A 25,080-nucleotide genomic window follows, 5' to 3' on the forward strand; every position below is an offset into this window, starting at 1 on the left:
GCCCTCCGATGGCCCCGGACCCGGCCCCCCACCCGGACTCAGACCCCGCCCCCGCCCCGGACCCGCACCCCGCCCCCCCCCCCGACCCGACTCCCGCGCCCGAAGTCCTGCCCTCAACTTCCCCCCCGGCCGCGGCGCACGCCCAGGCCGGGGGGCAGGACCCGGCAGTGGGGCCGGCTCCGGCCGAGTAGGCACGCCCGCTCGGCCCCGCCGGGCCGCTCGGCCTCCGAGGAGGTGAGCGCCTCGACGGCGGCCTCGACCCGCCAGCAGGCGGCGGCCAGGCGGGCGTCGTGGCCGGCGGACGGGTCGGCGGCCACGGAGACCAGCCCGCGCACCTCTGCGGCGCAGGCGTCGAGCAGGGCGATTACCCGGCGGGCACGGGCCTTGCGCGCGCGGTACGGGCTGAGCGGATGGACCAGCGGCGCCAGGGACAGCCGTACGCGCCCCAGCAGCAGTTCCAGTTCGGCCGCGTGCGGGGTGGGGTCCGCGCCGGGTTCGCCGGACAGCCGCCGGAGGGAGGCGGAGGTGGCGGCGCGCACGCAGTGCAGGGCCCGCTGGATCCAGGCGTCGTTCGTCGCATGGGTGGTGACCGGCAGGATCAGGACCACGGAGAGCGCGGCGCACACCGCGCCGACGGCCGTCTCCTCCAGCCGCAGCACCAGCAGGGCCGGGTCGAGCACGCCGAGCAGCCCGTACAGGAGTCCGGCCATGACGGTGACGGCCAGCATCATCCAGCTGTACGAGACGGGCGCCGTGTAGAAGATGCCGAAGACGCAGAGCGCCACCAGGAGCGCCGTGGGCACGGGCGCGCCGTGCAGCGGGATGGCGATGAGCATGCCGGCGGCGATGCCGATCACGGTGCCCAGCACGCGGCGGAACCCGCGCACGAGCGTCTCGCCGCGCGAGGCGGTGTTGACGAAGATCCACCAGGTGGTGCCGACGGCCCAGTACCAGCGGTCCTCGGAGAGGATCTGCCCGACCGAGAGGGCCACGGCGCAGGCCGCGGTCGCCTGGATCGCCTGCCGGGTGGTCACGCGGGCGAGACCGGTGCCGGGCAGCGCGGGCGGCACGGCGGGCGGCGGGGTCCGGCGCTCGACGGGCCAGAGCACGAAGCGCACGGCGCCCGTCGCCGCGAGGGCGATGCCGACGGCGGCGTAGAGCTCGGGGAGCTGGCCGGGGACGGCGTGCAGGAACTGCGTGATGAAGAAGTTCATGAACGCGAAGATCCCCAGGGCGTGCCCGCGGGGGCCCCAGCGGCGGGCGTAGACGCCGCCGAGGACGACCAGGAGGAAGGCCGCGTCGCGCAGCAGGGTCACGCCGTGGAGGGTGGTGGCCAGCGCCAGGACGGGGAAGCCGGCGGCCGGCAGCAGGAGCGTCGTGGTGGCCTGGGCCCGGACCGTCGGGTCGGTCACGGTGAACAGGGCGAGGAGGGCCGCCAGCCCGCCGGTGATCGAGGCGGTCAGGGACAGCCCGGCCCACTCCGCGAGCAGCACGGCGAGGCCGACGCCGATGACGGCGCGCAGCGAGGTCCTGAGCCTGAGGAGCCCCGGGTCCGGAGCCACGAACATCCTCTTCACGACGGTGGACCGCCCCCTTGTCTCGCGGTTCGCCGTGCGGCGGGCAGCCCGGGGGTGGTGGGCGCGCGCAGGCACGACGAAGGCGCCGCGGTCCGCACCGGCCTCGTCGCCGGCCCGGCGCTGCGCGGCGCCGAAAAAGTACTTGGATACGACACAGATAACCATCCGGCGGGCATTGGCTCAACTCGCGGCGGGAAGGATGGGCCATTGGCACAGTGCCGGCAGGACTTCTTCGGCCGTCCAGGACCAACGGCCCACTGCCTGCCGCCCAAACCTCCCGGACCCGCTTTTCCTTCCGGCGGCCTACCCCGAGTGGCCCCCTGGGGCGGCGTGCCCTGTGATGGAGCTGCCCACGACCGTTCCGCGGCGTGATCCGCGGCTCAGGAAGGCAGGCACATGTACGAGATGCGCTACGCCGCGACCGACCGGTCCGCCATGGTCTGGCACGTGATGGCCAAGGGGGCGACCGGCAGCACCCTGTGCGGCTCCGACCTCCCCCTCCCGCCGGAGACGCCTCGAACCGCTCCCACCGAGCAGTACTGCACGACCTGCCTCGCCGTCTTCCGCACCGCGATGGAGGGCGGCCGGTCGGCCCCCAAATCTCTCAAAAGTGGGTAATTCGGGCTAATCGGCGGTGCGCCACCCGGGCCCTCGGTCACGGCCTCGTCATAGTCGTGCCTGGTGACCGGCCGGTCGCCAACGAAGCCATTCGCAGAGGAGCCGGCTCATGCTGCAACCCACCCGGACCTGCTTCGCTCTCGCCGCCGGAAGCCTGGTGCTCGGGCTCGTCGGCGCCGGCGTGGCCGTCGCCGACCAGGACCCGCCCCGCACCGCGCCGGGACACGCCGTGCTCGACGATGACGACGACTACGACGAGGAGGACGAAGAGGACGACGAGGAGGACGACTACGACGAGGACGACGGCCGCCACGACGGTGACGACGGTGACGACGGCTCGCACGACCACGGCCGTCCGCACCACACCTTCGGCAAGGTGGTCTCCAGCGGCCCGCTGAACGTCCGCGACGAGCCGACCACCCGCTCCGGCCTGGTCGAGAAGGTCTACCCGCACGAGAAGGTCGCGATCAAGTGCAAGACGCGCGGCGAGACCGTCTCGGGCAACAACATCTGGTACCGCCTGCCCGAACACGACGGCTGGGTCGCCGCCCGCTGGGTCAAGAACCTCTCGCCGGTGAAGTGGTGCCACTGATCCCGGGCGCCGGACCGGCGCCGTCCGGCTGACCCCGCCGTGGACCCGGTCGCCGCCCTGCGGCGGATCGCGTTCCTGCTGGAGCGCGCCCAGGCCCCCGGCTACCGCGTACGGGCCTTCCGTACGGCCGCCGACCGGGTGGCGGCCATGCCGGAGGGCGAGGCCGCCCGGCGCGCGGCGGCCGGAACCCTGGAGACGGTCAAGGGCATCGGCCCGAAGACGGCGGGGGTGATCGCCGAGGCGCTGGCCGGGCGGATCCCCGCCTATCTGGAGCGCCTGGAGGAGGAGGCCGTCGGCCCGGCGGCCGCCGGGGAGGGACCGGGCGCCGCACTGCGCGCGGCGCTGCGCGGCGACTGCCACCTGCACTCGGACTGGTCGGACGGCGGCGCCACCATCGAGGAGATGGGCCGCACGGCCGCCGAACTGGGTCACGAATGGGCCGTCCTGACCGACCACTCCCCCCGGCTGACCGTGGCCCGCGGCCTCTCGCCCGCGCGGCTGCGCGAGCAGCTGGACGCGGTCGCCGCGCTCAACGCGACCTGGGCGCCGTTCCGGCTGCTGACCGGCATCGAGTGCGACATCCTCGACGACGGCTCCCTGGACCAGGAGCCGGAGCTGCTGGAACGGCTCGACCTGGTGGTGGTCTCCGTGCACTCCAAGCTCCGCATGGACAAGCGGGCGATGACCCGCCGCATGGTCGCCGCGGTCCGCAATCCGCACGCGGACGTCCTGGGGCACTGCACGGGCCGGCAGCTGACCGGCCGGCTCCGGCCGGAGTCGGAGTTCGACGCCGCCGCGGTCTTCGCGGCGTGCGCCGAGTCCGGCACCGCCGTGGAGGTCAACAGCCGACCGGACCGGCTCGACCCGCCGCGCCGGCTGCTGCGCCAGGCCGTCGAGGCCGGCGTGTACGTCGCCGTCGACACCGACGCGCACGCGCCGGGCCAGCTCAGCTGGCAGATCAACGGCTGCGACCGGGCCGCGGAGTGCGGGGTTCCCGTGGAGCGCGTGGTCAACACCTGGCCGGCCGACCGGCTGCTGGACTGGACCGCCTCCCACGGGCGAGGCGCCTGAGCCCGTCCCGTCCGCACGCGCACCGGCGGACGGTTACAGTCGCGGACATGGCGGTGGACGAACTCGACACCCGGATCCTGCGCCTGCTGATCGAGCAGCCGCGCACGAGCGTGCGGGAGTACGCCCGACTGCTCGGCATCGCGCGGGGCACCCTGCAGGCCCGGCTGGACCGGCTGGAGCGGACCGGGGTGATCACCGGGACGGGTCCGGTGCTGTCCCCCGCCGCGCTGGGCCACCCGGTGCTCGCCTTCGTGCACATCGAGGTCACCCAGGGGCACCTGGACGAGGTCGGCGAGGCGCTGGCCGCCGTACCCGAGATCGTGGAGGCGTTCTCGATCACGGGCGGCGGGGACCTGCTGACCCGGGTGGTGGCCAGGGACAACGCCCATCTGGAGGATGTGATCCAGCGGCTGATCCAGCTGCCGGGCGTGGTGCGCACCCGGACCGAGGTGGCCCTGCGCGAACGGGTGCCGCACCGGCTGCTGCCGTTGGTCGAATCGGTCGGGCGGGCGGCACGCGGAGGCTGAATGTCCGAAAAGTCTGCCAAGATAGATGCAACGCGAACACAACCGGCAGAACGGACGCAACGGATGATCTCCGTGATATTCGATCTCGACGGCACCCTCGTGGACAGCGAGCCGAACTACTACGAGTCCGGGCGTCGCACCCTTGAGCGCCATGGCGTCCCCGGCTTCACCTGGGAGCAGCACGCCGCGTTCATCGGCATCGGGACCCGCGAGACGCTGGAGATCCTGCGCGGGCGCCACGGCATCGACGCGCCCGTGGAGCAGCTGCTGGCCGAGCAGAACGCCGCCTACCTGGAGCTGGCCCGCGCCGGGACGAAGACCTTCCCCCAGATGCGCGCCTTCGTGGAACGGCTGCACGGGGCGGGCATCCCGATGGCGGTGGCCTCGGGGTCCTCGCGGGAGGCGATCGAGGCGGTGCTGGCCGGGACGGGGCTGGACGCATGGCTCACGACCACGGTGTCCGCCGAGGAGGTCGAACGCGGCAAGCCCGCGCCGGACGTCTTCCTGGAGGCGGCCCGCCGGCTGGGCGCGCACCCGGCCGACTGCGTGGTGGTGGAGGACGCGGCCCCCGGCGCCCTGGCCGCGCAAGCGGCCGACATGGAGTTCATGGCTCTGCCGTACGCCTCGGACGCGGCCGCCGATCCGGCGTTCGCCACGGCGGGCCTGCTCTTCCGGGCCGGCCGGCGGGAGTTCACCGCGGAGATCGCCTACGACTGGCTGAGCGAGCACCGCGCCGCCTGACCGGGCCGCGCCCCGGCCGGCGTACGGGAAGATCCGACCGGGCGGCCGAGTTAGTAGAACCGTGAACGAATTCGCGCGGGATGTGGACGTGGTCGTCGTCGGTGCCGGGCAGGCGGGCCTGTCCGGCGCCTACCACCTGCGGCGGGCCGGACTCGCCCCCGGCCGGGACTTCGTGGTGCTGGACCACGCGCCGCGGCCCGGCGGGGCCTGGCAGCACCGCTGGCCGACGCTCACGTACGGCAAGGTGCACGGGATGCACGCACTGCCCGGGATGGAGCTGACCGGGGCCGATCCGCTGCGGCCCTCGGCCGAGGTGATCGGCGCGTACTTCGCGGCGTACGAGCGGACCTTCGAGCTCGACGTGCTGCGGCCGGTGGACGTGACGGCGGTCCGCGAGGGCGAGGGCGGCCGGCTCCTGGTCGAGTCCTCGGCCGGCGCCTTCGCGCCCCGGGCCCTGATCAACGCGACGGGGACCTGGGACCGCCCGTTCTGGCCCCGCTACCCGGGCCAGGAGACCTTCCGCGGGCGCCAGCTGCACACCGCCGACTACCCCGGTCCCCAGGCGTTCGCCGGGGCGCGCGTGGTCGTGGTCGGCGGCGGCGCCTCGGGCGTCCAGCACCTGCTGGAGATCGCCGACGTGGCGGCCGCGACGACCTGGGTGACGCGGCGGCCCCCGGTGTTCCGCGAGGGGCCCTTCGGCGAGGCCGAGGGGCGGGCCGCGGTGGCGCTGGTGGACGAGCGGGTGCGCCGGGGCCTGCCGCCGCGGAGCGTGGTGAGCGTGACCGGACTCGCGCTGACCGACGCGGTACGGGCCGGGCTGGCCTCGGGCGTGCTGGACCGCCGGCCGATGTTCGACCGGATCACACCGACGGGCGTGGCCTGGGCCGACGGGAGCAGCGCGGAGGCGGACGTCATCCTGTGGGCCACGGGCTTCCGCGCCGCCGTCGACCACCTGGCCCCGCTCCACCTGCGCGAACCGGGGGGCGGCATCCGCGTCGAGGGCACCCGCGCGGTCCGCGACGAGCGGATCCACCTCGTCGGGTACGGGCCCTCGGCGAGCACGATCGGCGCCAACCGGGCCGGCCGCGCGGCGGTCAGCGAGATCCGCCGCCTGCTGGCCCGCGAGCCGGAGCCGGCCCTGGCGGAGGCGGGCGCGTTCTAGGCGGGTCGCGGGTCCGGCGCCTCGGGCTCGCTGCGTCGGCTCAGCGCGCGGCGCCGGCCAGGGTGCGGGGCTCGGCGCGGGCCTCGGCGCGTACGCGGTTGAACTCCGCCACGTGCCGCCGGTGTTCCTCGTAGGTCTTGGAGAACCGGGTGTCCCCCGGCCTGACGGTGACGAAGAACAGCCAGTCCCCCGGGGTCGGGGCGACGGCGGCGGACATCGCCGCCAGACCCGGGCTGTCGATCGGCGTGGGCGGCAGGCCCTGGCGCCGGTAGCTGTTGAAGGGGCTGTCGATGCGGAGGTCGCTCAGGGTGGTGTCCAGGGTGAAGCGGTTCAGCGCGTAGTTGAGGGTCGAGTCCATCTGGAGCGGCATCGAGCGGGCGAGCCGGTTGTGGACCACCCGGGCGACCTTGCCCATGTCCGCCGGCGTCTCCGCCTCGGCCTGGACGATGCTGGCCAAGGTGGCCGTCTGGTACGGGGTCATCCCGTGGGCCTTGCTGCCGAGGGCCACCGCCTGCGTCGCGAGCTTCTGGTTGGCGGTGCGCACCATGTGGGCCAGCACCGTGGCCGGAGTGGAGCTGGAGGTCACCGGATAGGTCGCCGGGAACAGGAATCCCTCGGGGTTGCCCTTGGCCTCCGCGGGCAGGGCGAGTCCGGCGGCCGCGGCCGCCGCCTTGGTCGTGCCGGCCGGGACCTTGAGCTCGCGGTCCACGGCGGCGTAGACCTGGTTGGCCCGCCAGCCCTCCGGGATCAGCAGGTGGCGGGGCCGCTCCGGCTCCTCGCCGCGCAGCAGCAGCGGAACGAGGGCCACCGCCCCGAGGGCGAGCAGTGAGCCGAGGACGATCGCCACCCGTCCCCGACGGGTGAGCCGGGTCCGGGGCCCGGGCGGCCGGTTCTCATCGAGCATGCGGGCACGCTAACCCGCACCACGCGCCATTCCGGACATTCGGCCCGAGATTCGTCATACGGTCACACGATTACCGGCGCGAGTTCGGCGTCCCGGCGTACCAGGGCCGCGTACCGGCCGTCCGCCGCCAGCAGCTCCTCGTGGGTCCCGCGTTCGGCGATCCGGCCGCCGTCCAGGACCACGATCTGGTCCGCGTCGCGCACGGTGGACAGGCGGTGGGCGATGGTGATCGTGGTGCGGCCGGCCGAGAGGGCGTCGATGGCCTGCTGCACGGCGTGCTCGGTCCGGGTGTCCAGAGCGCTGGTCGCCTCGTCCAGGATGAGCACCGGCGGGTCGCGCAGGATCGTGCGGGCGATGGCCAGGCGCTGCTTCTCGCCGCCGGAGAAGCGGTAGCCGCGTTCGCCGACCAGCGTGTCGTACCCGTCGGGCAGCGAGGCGATGTGGTCGTGGATCTGGGCCGCCCGGGCGGCCTCGACGATCTCCTCGTCCGTGGCGTCGGGCTTGGCGAAGCGCAGGTTGTCGGCCACCGAGGCGTGGAAGAGGTACGTCTCCTGGGAGACGACCCCGACGGAACGGGCGAGCGAGTCGAAGTCGAGGTCGCGTACGTCGACCCCGTCGAGGCTGACCCGGCCGCCGGTGACGTCGTAGAGCCGCGGGACCAGGTAGCCGAGGGTGCTCTTGCCGGAGCCGGTCGGGCCGACCACGGCGAGGGATCCGCCGGCCGGGACGGTGATGTCGATCCCGGTGAGCGTCCGCCGGTCGGGGTGCTGGGCCTCGTACGAGAAGTCGACCTCCTCCAGCCGGACCTCTCCGCGCGCCCGCTCCAGCCGGACCGGGTCGGGGCGCTCGGTGATCTCCACCGGCAGGTCGAGGTACTCGAAGATGCGGGCGAACAGCGCGAGCGAGGTCTGGATCTGCACTCCGGTCGACAGCAGGCTGGTGGCGGGCCGGAAGAGCCCCTGCTGGAGGGTGACGAAGGCGACGAGGGTGCCGACGGACAGGGAGGGGGCGCCCGACTGCAGGGCCAGCCCGGCGGCCCAGTAGATCAGGGCGGGCATGGCGGCCATGACGATGCCGATGGTCGACATCCGCCAGCGGCCGGCCATGCTGGAGCGCACCTCCAGGCCGACGAGCTTCTCGGACTCCTCGGCGAAGGACCGGGTGAGCGAGTCCGCCCGGCCCATGGTGCGGCCCAGCAGGATGCCCGAGACGGACAGCGACTCGGTGACCGTGGCGGCCATCGCCGCCATCTGCTTCTGGCGCTGCATGGTGATCTTCTTGCGCTCGTCGCCCACCCGGCGGCTGATCCACACGAAGAGGGGCAGCAGGAGCAGCGAGACGAGGGTGAGCCGCCAGTCGAGGGCGAGCATCGCGACGACGGTGGCGACCACGGCCGTCACGTTGGAGACCAGGGAGGTCGCGGTCGAGGTCACCGTGGCCTGCATGCCGCCGATGTCGTTGGCGATGCGGGACTGCACCTCGCCGGTGCGGGTGCGGGTGAAGAAGGCCAGCGGCATCCGCTGGAGCTGGGCGTAGACGGCGGTGCGCAGGTCGTGCATCACGCGCTGGCCGACGGTGGTGGAGATGAGCGTCTGGAGCACGCCGAAGACGCTGGTGACGACGGCGGTCGCGATCATGCCCAGGGCGAGCAGGCTCAACAGGCCGGTGCGGCCCTGCGGGATCGCGGTGTCGAGGATCTCCCGCAGCAGGAACGGCGAGGCGACGCCGACCAGCGAGGAGGCGGCGACGAGCAGCCCGACGACGGCGAGCCGGCCGCGGTAGGGGCGGAAGAGCCGCACGATGCGGCGCAGCTCCCGCGGCCGCTCGGCCGGGGGCGTCCCGTCCGGGTCGAGGGGGCGCTCGGCGGGGGTCCAGTTCGGTTGATCGTGATGCATGGGCTCCTTCTCGGGGTGGCTGGACACGGACGACGGTGGAGCACAGGTCATTGTTACCTATGTTCACAATGAACCGCATCCTGTTAAGGTTCCCGGTATGAGCACCGCCTCCGACCTCCACGGCTCCGCCGGTCCGTACCGCGGCTCCGACGGCACGCCACAAGGCGCCGACGGCAGGCCCCACGGCACCGACGGCACGCCGCACAGCGCGGACGGCACGCCTCACGGCGCGGACGGCGCCGACGGCACCCGCGGCGCCGACCCCGGCTTCACCGCGGACGTCACGGACGGCACGAACGGCGTCCTCGCCGAGCAGCTGCTGCGGCTGACCCGCCGGCTCCACCGCATCCAGAAGCGCCACCTGGAACCGCTGGGCATCACCCCGGCCCAGTCGCGGCTGCTGCGGGTGGTCGCCCACTACAACGGCGGGCAGCCACCGCGGATGGCGGACCTCGCCGCCCGGCTGGAGGTCGTACCGCGGGCGGTGACCTCGCTGGTGGACGGCCTGGAGGCGGCCGCGTGCGTCCGGCGCGTGCCCGACCCGGCCAACCGGCGGGTCATACGGATCGAGCTCACCGACACGGGCCGCGCCACGCTGCGCAAGCTGCGCAGCGCGCGAACGGAGGCCGCGGAGGAGATCCTTTCCCCATTGACCGCCGATCAGCGCGAGGTCCTCGGCGGCCTGCTGAACACGCTGTCCGGCGGGCCGGAGGGCCGCGCTTAAGCCGACCGCCCGGCCTGCGCCCGGGCGAAGGGGGCACGGATGCCGCTGCTGGAACCGAAGCCGGGGGCGCTGCGACCGCGCTCCGTCCTGGGCCCGGCCCCCGACCGGGTGCCGGACCGGCTCGCCGGGGGCACGCCGGAGCCGCTGCGCTCCGAACTGGTCGAGCTGCTGGGCCCCGAGAAGGTGCTGTGGCGGGTCTCCGACCTGGTGCGCTACGCCACGGACGCCTCCCCCTACCGCTTCGTGCCACAGGTCGTGGTGGTCGCCGAAGACATCGACGACGTCTCCGCGGTCCTGTCCTACGCCCGCGGACGGCAGCGCGAGGTCGTCTTCCGCGCCGCCGGCACCTCCCTGAACGGGCAGGCCCAGGGCGAGGACATCCTGGTCGACGTACGCCGGCACTGGGCGGGCGTCGAGGTGCTGGAGGGGGGGCGGCGGGCCCGGATCCTGCCCGGCACCACCGTCTTCCGGGCGAACGCCGCCCTCGCCCGCCACGGCCGGGTGCTCGGGCCCGACCCGGCCAGCGCGATCGCCTGCACCGTCGGCGGGGTGGTCGCCAACAACGCGTCGGGGATGACCGCGGGCACCACCCGCAACGCCTACCGCACCCTGTCCTCGCTCACCCTGGTGCTGCCGGGCGGCACGGTCGTGGACACGGCCGACCCGCTGGCCGACGAGGAGCTCGCGCGCGCCGAACCGGCGCTGTGCGCGGGACTGATGGCGATCAAGGCGGAGATCGAGGCCGACCCGGAGCTGGTGGCCCGGATCCGCGCCAAGTACGGGATCAAGAACACCACCGGGTACCGGCTCGACGCCTATCTGGACGGCACCACACCGGTGGAGGTCCTGCGGGGGCTCGTGGTCGGCTCCGAGGGCACGCTGGGGTTCATCGCCGAGACCGTCTTCGACACCCTGCCCCTGGAGCGCGCGCCGCTCAGCGCCCTGCTGTTCTTCCCCTCGCTGCCCGCGGCGGCCGCCGCCGTACCGCGGTTCAACGAGGCCGGCGCGATCGCCGTCGAGCTGATGGACGGCAACACGCTGCGCGCCTCGGTGAGCGTGGCGGGCGTACCCGCCGACTGGGCGGACCTGCCGCGGGACACGACGGCGCTGCTCGTGGAGTTCCGGGCGGCGGACGCGGCGGGGCTGGCGGCCTGCGAGCGGCGGGCCGCCGAGCTGCTGGCCGGACTGGAACTCGTCGCCCCGGTCGCCTCGATCGGCCCGGGTGCCTCGGGTGCCTCGGGGGCCTCGGGGGCCTCGGGGGCCTCGGGGGCCTCGGGGGCCTCGGGGAGCTCAGTGGCCTCCGGGAGCTCAGGGAAATCGGGGGCCTCAGGGGCCTGGGGGGCCTGGGGGGCCTGGGGGGCCAATGCCTTCACCCGTGATCCCTCGGTCATCGCCGGTTACTGGAAGGTCCGCAGGGCCTTCGTCGCCGCCGTCGGCGGGGCCCGCCCGCCCGGTACGACCCTGATCACGGAGGACTTCGCCGTGCCGCCCGCCCGGCTGGCCGAGGCCTGCGCGGCGCTGCTGGAGCTCCAGGCGGTGCACGGCTTCGACGCGGCCGTCGCCGGCCACGCCGCCCACGGCAACCTGCACTTCCTGCTGGCCTTCGACGCCGCCGACCCGGCCGACGTCGAGCGGTACGCGGCGTTCATGGAGGACTTCTGCCGGCTGACCGTGGAACGCTTCGACGGCTCGCTCAAGGCGGAGCACGCCACCGGCCGCAACATGGCGCCCTTCCTGGAGCTGGAGTGGGGGCCGAAGGCCGCCGGACTCATGTGGCGCACCAAGCGGGTCGTCGACCCCGACGGGGTACTGGCCCCGCGGATCCTCCTCGACCGCGACCCCCGGGCACATCTGCGGGGGCTGAAGACCATCCCGCGGATCGAGGCGGTCGGGGACCCGTGCATCGAGTGCGGGTTCTGCGAACCCACCTGTCCCAGCGGCGACCTGACGACCACTCCGCGCCAGCGGATCGCGCTGCGCCGCGAGATGCTGCGGCAGCCGCCCGGCTCCCCCGTACTGGCGGGCCTGCTGGCGGCCTACGGCCACGACGCCGTCGACACCTGCGCCGCGGACTCGACCTGCAAGCTCGCCTGCCCGGTCGGCATCGACACCGGGGCGCTGATGCGGGACTTCAGGCGGCAGCGGCACGGCCCGCGCGAGGAGCGGGCCGCCGAGCGGGCGGCCCGGCACCTCCGGGCGGTGGAGGAGGCGGCCCGGCTGGCGCTGGCCGGAGCCGACGCGGTCCCCGGCCCGGTCGGGGACCGGCTCCTGGCGGCCGCGACGGGCGCCGTGCGCAAGGCCGTACGCCCGGACCTGGTGCCCCGGTGGCTGCCGGAGCTCCCGGGAGCGGCGGCCCGGCGGCTGCCCGCCACCCGGCGCGTGGGCGCGGCCGCCGTGTACTACCCGGCCTGCATCAACCGGATCTTCGGCGGTCAGGCGGGCGGGACGGACGACCGGGGCGGGGACAGGACGCCGGACGGACACGGGCCGCGGGACGGGTACGGGCTGCTGCCGCTGCCCGAGGCGGTGGTGGCGGTGTCCGAGCGGGCGGGGCGGCCGGTGTGGATCCCCCCGGACGTACGGGGCACGTGCTGCGCGACGATCTGGCACTCGAAGGGCTACGAGGCCGGCAACCGGCTGATGGCCGACCGGATCGTGGAGGCGGCCTGGGGCTGGACGGCGGGCGGGCGGCTGCCGCTGGTCGTCGACGCCTCCTCCTGCGCCCTGGGACTCGCCGAGGAAGTGGTCCCGTACCTGACGGAGGAGAACCGGCAGCTGCACGCGGAGCTGACGGTGGTGGACTCGGTCGTGTGGGCCGCCGAGGAACTGCTGCCGCGTCTGGAGGTCCGGCGGGTCGCCGGCTCGGCGGTGCTCCACCCGACCTGCGCGATGCGCCATCTGGGTGACGAGGAGCAACTGCTGGCGGTGGCCGGGGCCTGCGCCTCGGAGGTGGTGGTTCCGGACGATGCGGGGTGCTGCGCCTTCGCGGGCGACCGGGGCATGCTGCACCCGGAGCTGACCGCCTCGGCGACCGCGCGGGAGGCGGCCGAGGTCACCGCGCGGGCCTACGACGTGCACCTGTCGGCCAACCGGATGTGCGAGGTGGGCATGGACCGGGCCACCGGCCGCCGCTACCACTCGGTGCTCCAGGAGCTGGAGCGGGCGAGCCGCCCCTGACACCATGCGCCCCCGCGCCAGTCCCCCGCTGCGCCGTAAGCCCTGGCCGGTACCGGTCGGTCCGGGCGGAAAATCGATTGCCCGGGAAAGCCCGGAAGACGAACCTTGCAGCGGTCGGACCCACCCACCGAGTCATGGGGCGTCATGCAGATCAGCGACCTTCCGTATCCGGATCCCGGAGTCCCCGACGCCCGGTCGGGCCCCCGGTTGCTGCTGTGGCTCGGGCGCAACCAGCTCGGCGGGCAGCTGAAGGCCCTGGGCTGGGGACTGCTCCACTTCTGCGGCATCGCCGGGCTGCCGTTCGCCGTGGGCCTGGGCGTCGAGGCGGTCGTGGACCACGACGGCACCCGGCTGCTGGAGGCCGGCGGGCTGCTCGCGCTGGCCGGTGCGGCCATCGCGGTCGGCGACACGCTGCTGCACCGCGCGGCCGTCACCAACTGGATCACCGCCGCCGCGCGGGTGCAGCAGCTGCTGGCCCGCAAGACGGCCGAGCTGGGCTCCGCGCTGACCCGTCGGGTCGCGGCCGGTGAGGTGGTCGCCGTCTCCACGAGCGATGTGGAGAAGATCGGCTGGTTCGTCGAGGCGGTCTCCCGCTTCCTCGCCGCCGCCGTGGCCGTGCTCGTGATCTGCGTCGGCCTGCTGTTCCATTCGCCCGCGCTCGGCCTGGTCGTGGCCCTCGGCACGCCGCTGCTGGCCCTGGCGGCCCTGCCCCTGCTGCCGCACGCCACCCGGCGCGCCGACGTACAGCGGGAGAAGGCGGGCCGGGCCACCGAGCTCGCCGCGGACACCGTGGCCGGGCTGCGGGTGCTGCGCGGGATCGGCGGGGAGGAGTTGTTCCTCGGCCGCTACCGGGAGGCCTCGCAGGAGGTCCGTGCGGCCGCCGTGCACAGCGCCCGGATGTGGGCGCTGATCTCGGCCGTCCAGGTGCTGCTCCCGGGCGCCCTGCTGGTCACCGTGGTCTGGTACGGCGCGGCGCTCGTCCAGGACGGCCGGATCGCGGTCGGCGAACTCGTCACCGTCTTCAGCGCGGTGGCCACCATGCTGTACCCGCTGCGGCACTTCGAGGAGATCGCCATGGCGTACTCCTTCTCCCGGCCCTCGGCCAAGCGGGCTGCCCGGGTGCTGTCGCTGACGCGTACGGAGGCCGGTGGGGCGGACGGGACGCACGGGACGGACGGGGCTGACAGGGCGGACAGGATGGACGGGAGGGACGGGCCCGCGGCGGTGGCGGCGCCTCCCGGGCCGGGCGGCGACCTGTACGACCCGGAGACGGGGCTGCTGGCCCGGGCGGGCGAGTTCACCGCCGTCGTGTGCGGGGACCCGGACCTGGCGGGGCGGCTGGCCGAACGCCTCGGCGGCCATCCCGCCGAGGCCGGGGACAGCCCGTCCGTGCTGCTGGGCGGGGTGGCGCTGGACGAGCTGGAGCTGGCGGCGGCGCGCACGCTGGTGCTCGTCCAGGACAAGGAGCCGGTGCTGCTGTCGGGCACGCTGCGCGAGCTGCTCGACGTACCGGCGTCCGGTCAGGTGGTGGCGGGTGCGGCGCTGGCGGCGGCCCGGTGCGGGGACGTACTGGACGCGCTGCTCCAAGGGGCTGCGGACGGGGTCGGCGACCCGATGGACGCGCGGATCACCGAGCGCGGGCGGTCGCTGTCCGGCGGCCAGCGCCAGCGCCTCGCGCTCGCCCGGTCGCTGGTCACCGATCCCGAGGTGCTGGTCCTGGACGAGCCGACCTCGGCGGTGGACTCGCACACCGAGGCGCGGATCGCCGCGGGCGTGGCGGAACTGCGCCGGGGACGCACCACGGTCGTGCTGGCCTCGTCGCCGCTGCTGCTGGACCGCGCCGACCGGGTCGTGCTGGTGCACGAAGGAACGGCGGCGGCCTCCGGGACCCACCGCGAGCTGCTGCACGGCGACCCCCGCTACCGGGCCGTGGTCACCCGGGAGACGGACGAGGAGCAGCGAAGGGATCCGGCGCGGCCGGGGCTCGTACGGCAGTTGGAAGAGGAACTCGAAGAGCAACTCGACGAGCAACTCCAAGAGGAACTCACGGAGATCGAGGAGTCGGCATGATCGGCGTGGCGCCGCCGGAACACGATCCGGCGGCCCCGGAATCGGCCGCGACCCTGCCGGTGGGCACGCCGGCGACCGTACGGAGCTACGTGCGCGGGCTGCTGCGCCGGCACCGGCGGGCGTTCGTGGTCCTGGTCGCGGTGAACGCGGTGGCGGTGATCGCCTCGATGGTCGGCCCGTACCTGCTGGGCCGGGTGGTGGACGATCTCGCGGCGGGGGCGCGCGAGCTCCATCTGGGGCGCGTGACGCTGCTGTTCGCGCTGGCCCTGGTGCTCCAGACGGTCTTCGTCCGGCTGGTCCGGCTGCGCGGGGCGATGCTGGGCGAGCAGATGCTGGCCGATCTGCGCGAGGACTTCCTGGTGCGGTCGGTGGGCCTGCCGCCGGGCGTGCTGGAGCGGGCGGGCACCGGTGACCTGCTGTCTCGGATCACCACCGACATCGACCGGCTCGCCAATGCGATGCGCGAGGCGGTGCCGCAGCTGGCGATCGGTGTGGTGTGGGTCGGGCTGCTCCTCGGGGCGCTCGCGGTGACCGCGCCGCCGCTGGCGCTGGCCGCGCTCGTGGCGCTGCCGGTGCTGGTCGTCGGCTGCCGCTGGTACTTCAGGCGGGCACCTGCGGCGTACCGCTCGGAGGCTGCCGGGTACGCAGCGGTCGCGGCGGCGCTCACCGAGACCGTCGACGCGGGCCGCACGGTCGAGGCGCACCGGCTGGGTGGGCGCCGGATCGCCCTGTCGGAGCAGCGGATCAGGGAGTGGACGGCCTGGGAGAGGTACACGCTCTTCCTGCGGAGCGTGCTGTTCCCCGTCGTCAACGTCACCTACGCGACCATCCTCGGCGCGGTGCTGCTCATCGGCGGCTACTGCGTGCTGCGGGGCTGGCTGTCGGTCGGCCAACTGGCCACGGGCGCGCTGCTGGCCCAGATGATGGTCGACCCGATCGGGCTGATCCTGCGCTGGTACGACGAGCTCCAGATCGCGCAGGTGTCGATCGCCCGGCTCGTGGGCGTGCGGGACATCGAGCCCGACGCGGGGGACGCCGCCGTGGCGCCCGAGGGCCGTGACGTGCGGGCCCAGGAGGTCCGCTTCGGCTACCGCGAAGGGGTGGACGTGCTGCACCGGGTGTCCCTGTCCGTGCCGCCGGGCACCCGGATGGCGCTGGTCGGCCCCTCGGGAGCGGGCAAGTCCACGCTGGGCCGGCTGCTGGCGGGCATCTACGCGCCGCGGACGGGCGAGGTCACGCTGGGCGGGGCGCAGCTCTCGGGGATGACGGCCGAACGGGTCCGGGAGCACGTGGCCCTGGTCAACCAGGAGCACCACGTGTTCGTCGGCAGCCTGCGCGACAACCTGCGGCTCGCCCGGACGGGCGCCGGGGACGCGGAACTGTGGGCGGCGCTCGGGGCGGTGGACGCGGACGGCTGGGCGCGGGCGCTGCCGGACGGGCTGGACACCGAGGTCGGCTCGGGCGGCACGGCGCTGACCCCGGCGCAGGCCCAGCAGATCGCGCTGGCCCGGCTGGTGCTGGCCGATCCGCACACGCTGGTGCTGGACGAGGCGACGTCGTTGCTGGACCCGCGGGCGGCCCGGCACCTGGAGCGGTCCCTGGCGCGGGTGCTGGACGGGCGGACGGTCGTGGCGATCGCGCACCGGCTGCACACCGCGCACGACGCGGACGTCATCGCGGTGGTCGAGGACGGGCGGATCAGCGAGCTGGGCTCGCACGACCAGCTCGTGGCGGCCGACGGCGCGTACGCGGCCCTGTGGCGCTCCTGGCACGGCTGAGCCCGCCCGGCCGCCCGCACGGCCCGGCCGGGCCGGGCCGTGCGGGCGGGCGGCCGGGCGGGCTCAGAGGAAGCCGAGTGCGGACGCCCCGCCGAACCCGCCGAGCAGCATGAACACCGGCATGAGCACCTTCAGCTCGACCCAGCTGCCGGCACGGAAGCGCATCGCCTTGGGCGGGCCCACCGGGTACCAGCGCTTGCCGGCGATCGGCAGGGGCCACAGGACGGGGCAGCCGGAGACGGTGAGCGCGTCACCGATGTCGTGGACCAGGGCCCCGAGCACGATCGGCAGACCGAGCCACATGTACTCCTGGCCGGGGCCGGTGAACAGCCATCCCGCGCCGTTGCCGGGCTGGTCCAGGACACCGGCCAGGATCCAGGCGCTGGTCGCGCCGAGCAGCCAGACGAGCACGTCGCTGGACATCCGGGCGGCCCGCCACAGCAGCCCCTCGACGGCCAGCACGAGGTGGACGAAGAGCAGGGCCAGCACGCCCCAGCGGCCGGCGGTGACCGCCAGGGCCGAGGAGCCGACGCCGATCAGGAGCGCCCACACCCAGGTGTGGGTCAGCGTGCGGTGGCCGCCGGAGCGGCGGGGGTCGCGGGGCGTGCGGGTCGCCTTGTAGACGGCGTACGAGGTCTTGTCGACCACCTCGCACAGGCCCCGGGAGAGCGGGCCGAAGGCGCGCGAGATCGTCGCCGACTTGTGGTCCAGGTCGGGCGCGAGCGCGGCACCCGCGCAGATCAGCGCACCCGCCACGAGCACGGGCCAGGGCATCGGCCGGTCCAGGGCCGCGGCCGCCGCGCCCACCCCCAGCCAGGCCGCTGCCCCCGACAGTGAGTGCGCCGGACCCATCATGCTGTGTTCCCCGCCCCGGTGGTGTGGTGATCGCGCTGTGGTGATCGTGGACGGCCCAGCGTACCGTCGACGATCTTCGATTCCGCCTCCGGTTCCCTGAACCGGGACGAGGCCAGGCAAGATGGGGGGCGTGACACTCATTGATCAGCTGCCGCCGACCGCCGACCCCGATGCCCTCTTCGAGGCCTTCTCCTCGTGGGCGGAGGACCAGGGCATCGCCCTGTACCCGGCTCAGGAGGAGGCGCTGATCGAGGTCGTCTCCGGAGCGAACGTGATCCTGTCCACCCCGACCGGCTCCGGGAAGAGCCTGGTCGCGGCCGGTGCGCACTTCACCGCGCTGGCCCAGGACAAGGTCACCTTCTACACCGCGCCGATCAAGGCGCTGGTGTCGGAGAAGTTCTTCGACCTGTGCAAGCTGTTCGGCACCGAGAACGTCGGCATGCTGACCGGTGACGCCTCCGTGAACGCCGACGCCCCCGTGATCTGCTGCACCGCCGAGGTGCTCGCCTCCATCGCCCTGCGCGACGGCAAGGACGCCGACATCGGCCAGGTCGTGATGGACGAGTTCCACTTCTATGCCGAGCCGGACCGCGGCTGGGCCTGGCAGATCCCGCTGCTGGAGCTGCCGCAGGCGCAGTTCGTCCTGATGTCGGCGACACTCGGCGACGTCTCCCGCTTCGAGGAGGACCTGACCCGCCGCACCGGCCGTCCGACGTCGGTGGTCCGCTCGGCGACCCGGCCCGTCCCGCTGTCCTACGAGTACGTCACCACCCCGATCACCGACACCCTGACCGAGCTGCTGTCGACGAAGCAGGCTCCCGTCTACATCGTCCACTTCACCCAGGCCCAGGCGGTCGAGCGGGCGCAGTCGCTGATGAGCATCAACATGTGCTCGCGCGAGGAGAAGGACAAGATCGCCGAGCTGATCGGCAACTTCCGCTTCACCACCAAGTTCGGCAAGAACCTCTCCCGCTACGTGCGGCACGGCATCGGCGTGCACCACGCGGGCATGCTGCCCAAGTACCGGCGGCTGGTGGAGAAGCTGGCCCAGGCCGGCCTGCTGAAGGTCATCTGCGGCACCGACACCCTCGGCGTCGGCGTCAACGTCCCCATCCGCACCGTGCTCTTCACGGCGCTCACCAAGTACGACGGCAACCGGGTGCGGACGCTGCGCGCCCGCGAGTTCCACCAGATCGCCGGGCGGGCCGGCCGCGCGGGCTTCGACACGGCCGGATTCGTCGTCGCCCAGGCCCCCGAGCACGTCATCGAGAACGAGAAGGCACTCGCCAAGGCCGGCGACGACCCCAAGAAGCGCCGCAAGGTGGTCCGCAAGAAGGCCCCGGAGGGTTTCGTCGGCTGGACCGAGAACACCTTCGAGAAGCTCATCGCGTCCGAGCCGGAGCCGCTGACCTCCCGCTTCAAGGTCACCAACATCATGCTGCTGTCGGTGATCGCCCGGCCCGGCAACGCCTTCGAGGCGATGCGCCGGCTGCTGGAGGACAACCACGAGCCCCGCAAGAACCAGCTGCGCCACATCCGCCGGGCCATCGCGATCTACCGCTCGCTGCTGGACGGCGGTGTGGTGGAGCAGCTCGACACCCCCGATGCCGAGGGCCGCACGATCCGGCTGACCGTGGACCTCCAGCAGGACTTCGCGCTCAACCAGCCCCTGTCCACCTTCGCGCTGGCCTCCTTCGACCTGCTGGACCCGGAGTCCCCCTCCTACGCGCTGGACATGGTGTCGGTGGTGGAGTCCACCCTGGACGACCCGCGCCAGATCCTGGCCGCCCAGCAGAACAAGGCGCGCGGAGAGGCCGTGAACGCGATGAAGGCGGACGGGGTCGAGTACGAGGAGCGGATGGAGCGCCTCCAGGACGTCACCTATCCCAAGCCGCTCGAAGAGCTCCTGCTGCACGCCTACAACCTGTACCGCAAGAGCCACCCCTGGGTGGGCGACCACCCGGTCTCGCCGAAGTCGATCGTCCGGGACATGTACGAGCGGGCGCTGTCCTTCACCGAGTTCACCTCCTTCTACGAACTGGCCCGCACCGAGGGCATCGTGCTGCGCTACCTGGCCGGCGCCTACAAGGCGCTGGACCACACCATCCCGGACGACCTGAAGTCCGAGGACCTCGAGGACCTCATCGCCTGGCTCGGCGAGATGGTCCGCCAGGTGGACTCCAGCCTGCTGGACGAATGGGAGCAGCTGGCCAACCCGGAGACGGAGACGGCGGAGGAGGCCCAGGAGAAGGCCGACCAGGTCAAGCCGGTCACGGCGAACGCCCGCGCCTTCCGCGTACTGGTCCGCAACGCCATGTTCCGCCGGGTGGAGCTGGCAGCCCTGGACCGGGTCGACGAGCTGGGCGAGCTGGACGCCGAGTCCGGCTGGGACGCCGACGCCTGGGGCGAGGCGATGGACGCGTACTGGGACGAGTACGACGACCTGGGCACCGGCCCCGACGCCCGCGGCCCGAAGCTGCTCTCGATCGAGGAGGACCCGGCACACGGCCTGTGGCGCGTCCGCCAGACCTTCGCCGACCCGAACGGCGACCATGGCTGGGGCATCAGCGCCGAGGTCGATCTCGCGGCGTCGGACGAGGAGGGCCGGGCGGTGGTCCGGGTCACCTCGGTCGGCGAGCTCTGAGCGGCCCGCCGTCCCTGCCCGACCCGTCGGAACCGACAGCAGTGGAGAACCTCTGATGACGAACCCCGCCGAGAGACTCGTGGACCTGCTCGACCTGGAGCAGATCGAGGTCAACATCTTCCGCGGGCTCAGCCCGCAGGAGTCCCTCCAGCGTGTCTTCGGCGGCCAGGTGGCCGGCCAGGCGCTGGTGGCCGCCGGCCGCACCACCGAGGGCGACCGGCCGGTCCACTCGCTCCACGCGTACTTCCTGCGCCCCGGCATCCCCGGGGTGCCGATCGTGTACCAGGTGGAGCGGGTGCGCGACGGGCGCTCCTTCACCACGCGCCGGGTCACCGCGGTCCAGCAGGGCCGTACGATCTTCAACCTCACCGCCTCCTTCCATCAGCCGGAGGAGGGCAGCATCGAGCACCAGCTGCCTCCTCGCCTGGACTTCCCCCATCCGGACACGCTCCCGAAGGTGGCGGACGAGATCCGCGAACACCTGGGCAGCCTGCCCGAGGCGCTGGAGCGGATGGCCCGCCGCCAGCCCTTCGACATCCGGTACGCGGACCGGCTCCGCTGGACCCCCGAGGAGATCAAGGACGCCGACCCGCGCAGCGCGGTGTGGATGCGGGCGGTCGGCCCACTGGGCGACGACCCGCTCGTACACACCTGCGCCCTGACCTACGCCAGTGACATGACCCTCCTCGATGCCGTGCGCATCCCCGTGGAACCGCTGTGGGGCATGCGCGGTTTCGACATGGCGAGCCTCGACCACGCCATGTGGTTCCACCGCCCCTTCCGGGCGGACGAGTGGTTCCTGTACGACCAGGAGTCACCCATCGCCCACGGCGGCCGCGGCCTGGCCCGCGGCCGGATCTACGACCTGGAGGGCAGGCTGCTGGTCTCCGTCGTGCAGGAGGGCCTCTTCCGGCCGTACCCGTCGGCGCCCCGACCGGCCTGACCCGGAGCCGGCCGCACCCGGCCGTTCCGCTTGCCCGGCTCTTTCGCCGCCCCGACCCTCGCGCCCCTTCCGACCTTTCCGACCGTCCCGCCGATCCGAAGAGCTGAGCCGTCACCCATGCCGACCCCGGCCACCCCTTGCCCCTGCGGGCTGCCCGCGTCCTACGCCGACTGCTGCGGCCGCTTCCACTCCGGTGCCCAGCAGGCGCCCACCGCCGAGCTGCTGATGCGCTCCCGGTTCAGCGCCTTCGCCCTCGGCGACACCGCGTACCTGCTGCGCTCCTGGCACTCCTCGACCCGCCCGGCGCACCTGGACCTGGATCCGGAGCAGCGCTGGGAACGGCTGGAGATCCTCGGCACCGAGCGCGGCGGGATGTTCGAGACGGAGGGCTCGGTGGAGTTCCGGGCGCACTACCGCGAGGGCCGGCACCGGGGATCGCTGCGCGAGCACAGCAGTTTCACCCGCGAGGGCGGCGCCTGGGTCTACGTCGGCCCCCTCTGCCCCGTCGACTTCGACTGAGCGCGCGCCCCGCTCAGGGCGAAGGCGAGCCCGCTCCGGTAGGAGTCGATCTCGTCGGGCAGCTCCGCGGTCAGCAGCCGGGCGGCCACGAGCGCGGCGGCCGGGGCCCGCGGGTGTCCGTACGGCGGAGGGGGCGCGAGCCCGGCGAGCAGGATCCGCTCCGCCGGGTCGGCCACGCTCCGCGCCACCTCCTCCTCGGGCAGGACGGAGGCCAGCACCGCGGCCCGCTCCCACGGATCCGCGGTGCGTCTGAGCAGCAGCTCGACGTGCCGCTCGCGCCAACCGCGCGGCCTCAGGTCGGCCCCGTCCGCGATGAGCTCCCGGTCCGCCGCAGTCATACCCCCGCGCAGGAGCTCCGGCCGCCGGGCGGCGAACTCCCTCAACTCCGCGGCGAGATAGAGCCATACGACGGCCCGGTAGCGGTTGATCCGATATCCCACCGGGACCACGTGCCCGCAGCGCGCCAGCCGGGTGAACCGCGTCGGTCCGATGCCGAGTGCCTCGGCCGCGGCCGCGGCACCCAGTGTCTGGACCTGCTCGCGCAGCACTTCGGGAAATCCGTCGGCGCACCGGACCCGCTCCAGCTCGGCCCGCGCGAACCGCGCCCCGGCCCCGGCGCCGGCAGCCCGGGGTCCCGCCCGGACGATCCCGAGCTGGACGGCCCGGGCGAACTCGCTCCGGCGCAGGCCCAGTTCACCTGCGGCCCGCGCCCCGCCCAGCAGCGCCTGCCCACCCCGCCGCGAAGCCCTACCGCCGCTCTCACCCTTGCCGGCGCTCTCGCGCCTACTGCCGTCCCCGCCCTTGCTGTCGCCCCCGCCCTTGCTGTCGCTCTCGGGCCCGGCGTAGCACCTGCCCTCGGCCATGACCTTCATGACGCCCTCCCCACACATCGTCGTTACTCTGTGTGAAGAACGTAACCGACTGTCACGACCCTCGGCCAGGCCTGTGGACAACGTGAGCCGCTCGCGACCGGCCGCCGCAACTAGCCGCCCGTGACCCGTCGTTCCGCGACCCCGAGGTGTTCGCCCACCCGGTTCACCAGCAGCGTCATCTCGTACGCGACCTGGCCGATGTCCGCCTCGGCCCCGCTCAGCACGCACAGGCAGCTGCCCGCGCCGGCTCCCATGACGAAGAGGACGCCCTCGTCGAACTCGACCATCGTCTGGCGGACCTCGCCCGCCCGGAAGTGCCGTCCGGACCCCTTGGCCAGGCTCTGCAGCCCCGCCGAGACGGCCGCGAGGTGCTCGGCGTCCTCCCTGGCCAGCCCGGCGCTCGCGCCCGTGACCAGGCCGTCGTTGGAAAGCACCACCGCATGCCGCACCTGCTGGACCCGGCGCGTCAGATCGTCCAGCAGCCAGTCGAGCTGCTTGTCCAGTGCCATTTCCGCCCCTCCCCGTCGTCCCCCGTGGCCATCGTCCCGCAAGCCTTCCCCACCAGGGGCTTTCCCGGCAAGCACGATGTCCTCATGGCGAAGAAGATGACGCAAGAGGCATGGCGGGCGTTCCTGTCCCGGCCGTGCCCGGTTCAGGCGTCTGCCGTGGTCATACGGAATCCGCCTGCGGCTCCACCGACTCCAGGAGCCGCGCCGTGTGCACCCGGCCGGCGTACTCGACCAGCCTGATCAGGACCTCCTTCCCCGAGTCCTTGTCGCGCGCGTCGCACAGCACCACCGGCGTGCCCTGGTCGAGGTCCAGGGCACGTGACACCTCGTGGGCGCCGTACTGCCGTGCCCCGGCGAAGCAGTTCACGGCGACGAGGAACGGGATCCCGCGGTGCTCGAAGTAGTCGACAGCCGGGAAGCAGTCCTCCAGCCGCCGGGTGTCGGCGAGCACCACCGCCCCGAGGGCGCCCTGGGCCAGCTCGTCCCACAGGAACCAGAAGCGGTCCTGCCCCGGCGTCCCGAACAGGTACAGCGACAACCCGGCCCGGATGGTGATCCGCCCGAAGTCCATCGCCACGGTGGTCGTGGTCTTCTGGTCCACCCCTCCGGTGTCGTCGACCAGTTCGCCGGCCTCGCTCAGCAACTCCTCCGTCCGCAGCGGACGGATCTCGCTCACCGCCCCCACCAGCGTGGTCTTGCCCACGCCGAACCCGCCCGCCACCAGGATCTTCAACGCCAGCGCGGCCAGCTCGGGTTCCGCCCCGTCCCCCGGCGCCGGCCCAGGCTCCGGCTCCGGCTCCGGTCCCCGTGCCGGTCCCGTGCCCGATGCGTACCGTCCCATCACAGCGCTCGCAATCCCTCGATGACTTCCCGCAGAATCCGCTCGTCCGGCAGCTGGGCCGGCGGTACGGGCCTGCTGACCCGCACGTGCCCGGCCTCCAGCAGGTCCCCCAGCAGTACGCGCACCACCCCGACCGGCAGGTCCGCCTCGGCGGCGAGTTCCGCCACCGACTGCGTCTCGGCCCGGCACAGCCCCAGGAGCGACCGGTGCTCGGGCCCGAGCAGGGACTCGGCGGCCGCGTCGTCACCGCCCGGGTCCACCGCGACCAGCGCGATGAGGTCGAACCGGACGCCGTAGGGCCCCGGCTTGGTCCGCCCTCCGGTCATCGCGTACGGGCGGACGAGCGGGCCCGCGTCGGCGTCATACCACTGGTCGATCATGTGCCGTACCGCCCTCAACCGGCGGCCGGCGGCCGCGCCGCGAACCGCGGCGGGGTGTACAGGTGCTCGCCGACCCGCCGCACGAGCCGGGCCATCTCGTACGCGATCAGGCCTATGTCGGCGGATGCCGCGCTGAGCACGGCGAGGCAGGAGCCGTCCCCGGCCGCGGCGACGAAGAGGAAGCCCTCTTCCATCTCCACCATCGTCTGGCGCACGCTCCCGGCGCGGAAGTGGCGCCCGGCGCCCTTGGCGAGACTGTGGAAGCCGGAGGCCACGGCGGCCAGGTGCTCGGCGTCCTCGCGGCCGAGCGCGCTGGAGGCGCCCACGGCCAGCCCGTCGTTGGAGAGCACGACCGCGTGCCGGACCTCGCGGACCCGGACGACGAGGTCGTCCAGCAGCCAGTCCAGCTCCCCCGAGCGGCGGGCGCCGTCGAGGTCGGTCCTCTGGTGCTCGATCATCCTTCTTCTCCTTCACTCGCTGCGCGGGTGGAGCCGTCCTCGGCACCCCGCGCCCAGCCGGCCCGGTAGGCGGCCATCTGCTCCCGGGCCTCCTCCGGGCTGCGGCCGGCCGGGCGGGCGGAGGCGGCGACGGGAGCGGCCTGGGGCGCGCGGACCTCGCGCAGCTGCGGGACGAGGCTGGCCTGGCGGACCCGCCGGGGCAGTTCGGCCACCTCGGCCGGGC

General features: G+C 73.8%; 22 protein-coding genes and 1 pseudogene. 13 read left to right on the forward strand and 10 right to left on the reverse strand.

The window, feature by feature from the left end:
- Positions 1-113 precede the first annotated feature (113 nt).
- Positions 114-1,568: an FUSC family protein gene (locus tag GPJ59_RS14250; protein WP_219667498.1), complete on the reverse strand. Its 1,455-nt coding sequence runs from the start codon at positions 1,566-1,568 to the stop codon at positions 114-116.
- Positions 1,569-1,973: 405 nt separating this feature from the next.
- Between GPJ59_RS14250 and GPJ59_RS14255 the strand changes: the two genes are divergently transcribed.
- The 6 genes from GPJ59_RS14255 (at position 1,974) to GPJ59_RS14280 (ending at position 6,288) form a co-directional block, all read left to right on the forward strand.
- On the forward strand, positions 1,974-2,195 hold the full coding sequence (locus GPJ59_RS14255) for a hypothetical protein (RefSeq protein WP_219667479.1): 222 nt from the start codon (positions 1,974-1,976) through the stop codon (positions 2,193-2,195).
- 109 nt (positions 2,196-2,304) lie between these two features.
- Complete coding sequence (locus GPJ59_RS14260; RefSeq protein ID WP_219667480.1) at positions 2,305-2,787, forward strand: SH3 domain-containing protein; 483 nt, start codon at positions 2,305-2,307, stop codon at positions 2,785-2,787.
- A gap of 39 nt (positions 2,788-2,826) precedes the next feature.
- Entirely contained in the window at positions 2,827-3,858 is a 1,032-nt protein-coding gene (locus tag GPJ59_RS14265; RefSeq protein WP_219667481.1) for a PHP domain-containing protein, read from the forward strand.
- A 47-nt stretch (positions 3,859-3,905) separates the two neighbouring features.
- The gene (locus GPJ59_RS14270) at positions 3,906-4,385 is read left to right on the forward strand and encodes an Lrp/AsnC family transcriptional regulator (protein WP_219667482.1); all 480 of its coding nucleotides are present in this window, start codon (positions 3,906-3,908) and stop codon (positions 4,383-4,385) included.
- 63 nt (positions 4,386-4,448) lie between these two features.
- Positions 4,449-5,126, forward strand: coding sequence for an HAD family hydrolase (locus GPJ59_RS14275; protein WP_219667483.1), 678 nt, complete (start codon positions 4,449-4,451; stop codon positions 5,124-5,126).
- A gap of 61 nt (positions 5,127-5,187) precedes the next feature.
- Entirely contained in the window at positions 5,188-6,288 is a 1,101-nt protein-coding gene (locus tag GPJ59_RS14280; RefSeq protein WP_219667484.1) for an NAD(P)-binding domain-containing protein, read from the forward strand.
- A 40-nt stretch (positions 6,289-6,328) separates the two neighbouring features.
- Here the strand turns inward: GPJ59_RS14280 and mltG are convergent, their stop codons facing one another.
- Together mltG and GPJ59_RS14290 are read right to left on the reverse strand one after the other, a co-directional pair.
- Positions 6,329-7,192 (reverse strand): endolytic transglycosylase MltG, encoded by an 864-nt coding sequence (mltG, locus tag GPJ59_RS14285; RefSeq protein WP_219667485.1) that lies wholly within the window; start codon positions 7,190-7,192, stop codon positions 6,329-6,331.
- Positions 7,193-7,254: 62 nt separating this feature from the next.
- Entirely contained in the window at positions 7,255-9,087 is a 1,833-nt protein-coding gene (locus tag GPJ59_RS14290; RefSeq protein ID WP_219667486.1) for an ABC transporter ATP-binding protein, read from the reverse strand.
- Positions 9,088-9,403: 316 nt separating this feature from the next.
- Here GPJ59_RS14290 and GPJ59_RS14295 point away from each other — a divergent pair, with 316 nt between their 5' ends.
- The 4 genes from GPJ59_RS14295 to GPJ59_RS14310 all read left to right on the forward strand — a co-directional run bounded on the left by GPJ59_RS14295 (position 9,404) and on the right by GPJ59_RS14310 (position 16,836).
- A complete protein-coding gene (locus tag GPJ59_RS14295; protein WP_219667499.1) occupies positions 9,404-9,811 on the forward strand; it encodes a MarR family winged helix-turn-helix transcriptional regulator in 408 nt (135 codons plus the stop codon).
- Between the two features lie 39 nt (positions 9,812-9,850).
- Positions 9,851-12,988 carry an FAD-binding and (Fe-S)-binding domain-containing protein gene (locus GPJ59_RS14300; RefSeq protein WP_219667487.1) on the forward strand — a complete coding sequence of 1,046 codons (3,138 nt, stop codon included), beginning with the start codon at positions 9,851-9,853 and terminating at the stop codon, positions 12,986-12,988.
- Positions 12,989-13,132: 144 nt separating this feature from the next.
- Positions 13,133-15,058 (forward strand): ABC transporter transmembrane domain-containing protein, encoded by a 1,926-nt coding sequence (locus GPJ59_RS14305; RefSeq protein WP_219667488.1) that lies wholly within the window; start codon positions 13,133-13,135, stop codon positions 15,056-15,058.
- Positions 15,055-16,836 carry an ABC transporter ATP-binding protein gene (locus tag GPJ59_RS14310; protein WP_219667489.1) on the forward strand — a complete coding sequence of 594 codons (1,782 nt, stop codon included), beginning with the start codon at positions 15,055-15,057 and terminating at the stop codon, positions 16,834-16,836. The genes GPJ59_RS14305 and GPJ59_RS14310 overlap by 4 nt, the downstream gene beginning before the upstream one ends.
- Positions 16,837-16,899: 63 nt before the next feature.
- Here the strand turns inward: GPJ59_RS14310 and GPJ59_RS14315 are convergent, their stop codons facing one another.
- On the reverse strand, positions 16,900-17,691 hold the full coding sequence (locus GPJ59_RS14315) for a metal-dependent hydrolase (protein WP_219667490.1): 792 nt from the start codon (positions 17,689-17,691) through the stop codon (positions 16,900-16,902).
- Between the two features lie 130 nt (positions 17,692-17,821).
- On the opposite strand from GPJ59_RS14315, the gene GPJ59_RS14320 reads away from it, so the two are divergent.
- From GPJ59_RS14320 to GPJ59_RS14330, 3 genes are all read left to right on the forward strand, one after another.
- Positions 17,822-20,335, forward strand: a complete 2,514-nt coding sequence (locus tag GPJ59_RS14320; protein ID WP_219667491.1) for a DEAD/DEAH box helicase — start codon at positions 17,822-17,824, stop codon at positions 20,333-20,335.
- Positions 20,336-20,390: 55 nt separating this feature from the next.
- On the forward strand, positions 20,391-21,278 hold the full coding sequence (locus GPJ59_RS14325; RefSeq protein ID WP_219667492.1) for an acyl-CoA thioesterase: 888 nt from the start codon (positions 20,391-20,393) through the stop codon (positions 21,276-21,278).
- A gap of 117 nt (positions 21,279-21,395) precedes the next feature.
- Positions 21,396-21,797, forward strand: a complete 402-nt coding sequence (locus GPJ59_RS14330; protein WP_219667493.1) for a YchJ family protein — start codon at positions 21,396-21,398, stop codon at positions 21,795-21,797.
- On the opposite strand, the gene GPJ59_RS14335 is transcribed toward GPJ59_RS14330, so the two are convergent.
- The 6 genes and pseudogenes from GPJ59_RS14335 to GPJ59_RS14360 form a co-directional block, all read right to left on the reverse strand.
- Positions 21,761-22,669, reverse strand: coding sequence for a DUF6397 family protein (locus GPJ59_RS14335; protein WP_219667494.1), 909 nt, complete (start codon positions 22,667-22,669; stop codon positions 21,761-21,763). The two genes, GPJ59_RS14330 and GPJ59_RS14335, sit on opposite strands and share 37 nt — an antisense overlap.
- Positions 22,670-22,779: 110 nt before the next feature.
- On the reverse strand, positions 22,780-23,178 hold the full coding sequence (locus GPJ59_RS14340; RefSeq protein ID WP_219667495.1) for a roadblock/LC7 domain-containing protein: 399 nt from the start codon (positions 23,176-23,178) through the stop codon (positions 22,780-22,782).
- Between the two features lie 160 nt (positions 23,179-23,338).
- Positions 23,339-24,019, reverse strand: coding sequence for a GTP-binding protein (locus GPJ59_RS14345; RefSeq protein WP_258024369.1), 681 nt, complete (start codon positions 24,017-24,019; stop codon positions 23,339-23,341).
- The gene (locus tag GPJ59_RS14350; RefSeq protein WP_219667496.1) at positions 24,019-24,399 is read right to left on the reverse strand and encodes a DUF742 domain-containing protein; all 381 of its coding nucleotides are present in this window, start codon (positions 24,397-24,399) and stop codon (positions 24,019-24,021) included. The genes GPJ59_RS14345 and GPJ59_RS14350 overlap by 1 nt, the downstream gene beginning before the upstream one ends.
- Before the next feature lie 14 nt (positions 24,400-24,413).
- Entirely contained in the window at positions 24,414-24,857 is a 444-nt protein-coding gene (locus tag GPJ59_RS14355) for a roadblock/LC7 domain-containing protein (RefSeq protein WP_219667497.1), read from the reverse strand.
- Positions 24,854-25,080, reverse strand: a pseudogene (locus tag GPJ59_RS14360) (sensor histidine kinase); the annotation flags it as partial. The gene GPJ59_RS14355 and the pseudogene GPJ59_RS14360, both read right to left, overlap by 4 nt.

It is taken from the genome of Streptomyces bambusae (genome assembly GCF_019400985.1).
GTDB lineage: Bacteria > Actinomycetota > Actinomycetes > Streptomycetales > Streptomycetaceae > Streptomyces > Streptomyces bambusae_A.

Excerpts from the sequence above, each read along its gene's own strand:
- GPJ59_RS14275 (WP_219667483.1), top strand. The coding sequence starts at position 4,449 with ATGATCTCCGTGATATTCGATCTCGACGGCACCCTCGTGGACAGCGAG.
- GPJ59_RS14250 (WP_219667498.1), bottom strand. The coding sequence starts at position 1,568 with ATGTTCGTGGCTCCGGACCCGGGGCTCCTCAGGCTCAGGACCTCGCTG.
- GPJ59_RS14310 (WP_219667489.1), top strand. The coding sequence starts at position 15,055 with ATGATCGGCGTGGCGCCGCCGGAACACGATCCGGCGGCCCCGGAATCG.
- GPJ59_RS14300 (WP_219667487.1), top strand. The coding sequence starts at position 9,851 with ATGCCGCTGCTGGAACCGAAGCCGGGGGCGCTGCGACCGCGCTCCGTC.
- GPJ59_RS14330 (WP_219667493.1), top strand. The coding sequence starts at position 21,396 with ATGCCGACCCCGGCCACCCCTTGCCCCTGCGGGCTGCCCGCGTCCTAC.
- GPJ59_RS14305 (WP_219667488.1), top strand. The coding sequence starts at position 13,133 with ATGCAGATCAGCGACCTTCCGTATCCGGATCCCGGAGTCCCCGACGCC.
- mltG (WP_219667485.1), bottom strand. The coding sequence starts at position 7,192 with ATGCTCGATGAGAACCGGCCGCCCGGGCCCCGGACCCGGCTCACCCGT.
- GPJ59_RS14270 (WP_219667482.1), top strand. The coding sequence starts at position 3,906 with ATGGCGGTGGACGAACTCGACACCCGGATCCTGCGCCTGCTGATCGAG.
- GPJ59_RS14325 (WP_219667492.1), top strand. The coding sequence starts at position 20,391 with ATGACGAACCCCGCCGAGAGACTCGTGGACCTGCTCGACCTGGAGCAG.
- GPJ59_RS14290 (WP_219667486.1), bottom strand. The coding sequence starts at position 9,087 with ATGCATCACGATCAACCGAACTGGACCCCCGCCGAGCGCCCCCTCGAC.
- GPJ59_RS14335 (WP_219667494.1), bottom strand. The coding sequence starts at position 22,669 with ATGAAGGTCATGGCCGAGGGCAGGTGCTACGCCGGGCCCGAGAGCGAC.
- GPJ59_RS14355 (WP_219667497.1), bottom strand. The coding sequence starts at position 24,857 with ATGATCGAGCACCAGAGGACCGACCTCGACGGCGCCCGCCGCTCGGGG.
- GPJ59_RS14345 (WP_258024369.1), bottom strand. The coding sequence starts at position 24,019 with ATGGGACGGTACGCATCGGGCACGGGACCGGCACGGGGACCGGAGCCG.
- GPJ59_RS14340 (WP_219667495.1), bottom strand. The coding sequence starts at position 23,178 with ATGGCACTGGACAAGCAGCTCGACTGGCTGCTGGACGATCTGACGCGC.
- GPJ59_RS14315 (WP_219667490.1), bottom strand. The coding sequence starts at position 17,691 with ATGATGGGTCCGGCGCACTCACTGTCGGGGGCAGCGGCCTGGCTGGGG.
- GPJ59_RS14255 (WP_219667479.1), top strand. The coding sequence starts at position 1,974 with ATGTACGAGATGCGCTACGCCGCGACCGACCGGTCCGCCATGGTCTGG.
- GPJ59_RS14260 (WP_219667480.1), top strand. The coding sequence starts at position 2,305 with ATGCTGCAACCCACCCGGACCTGCTTCGCTCTCGCCGCCGGAAGCCTG.
- GPJ59_RS14350 (WP_219667496.1), bottom strand. The coding sequence starts at position 24,399 with ATGATCGACCAGTGGTATGACGCCGACGCGGGCCCGCTCGTCCGCCCG.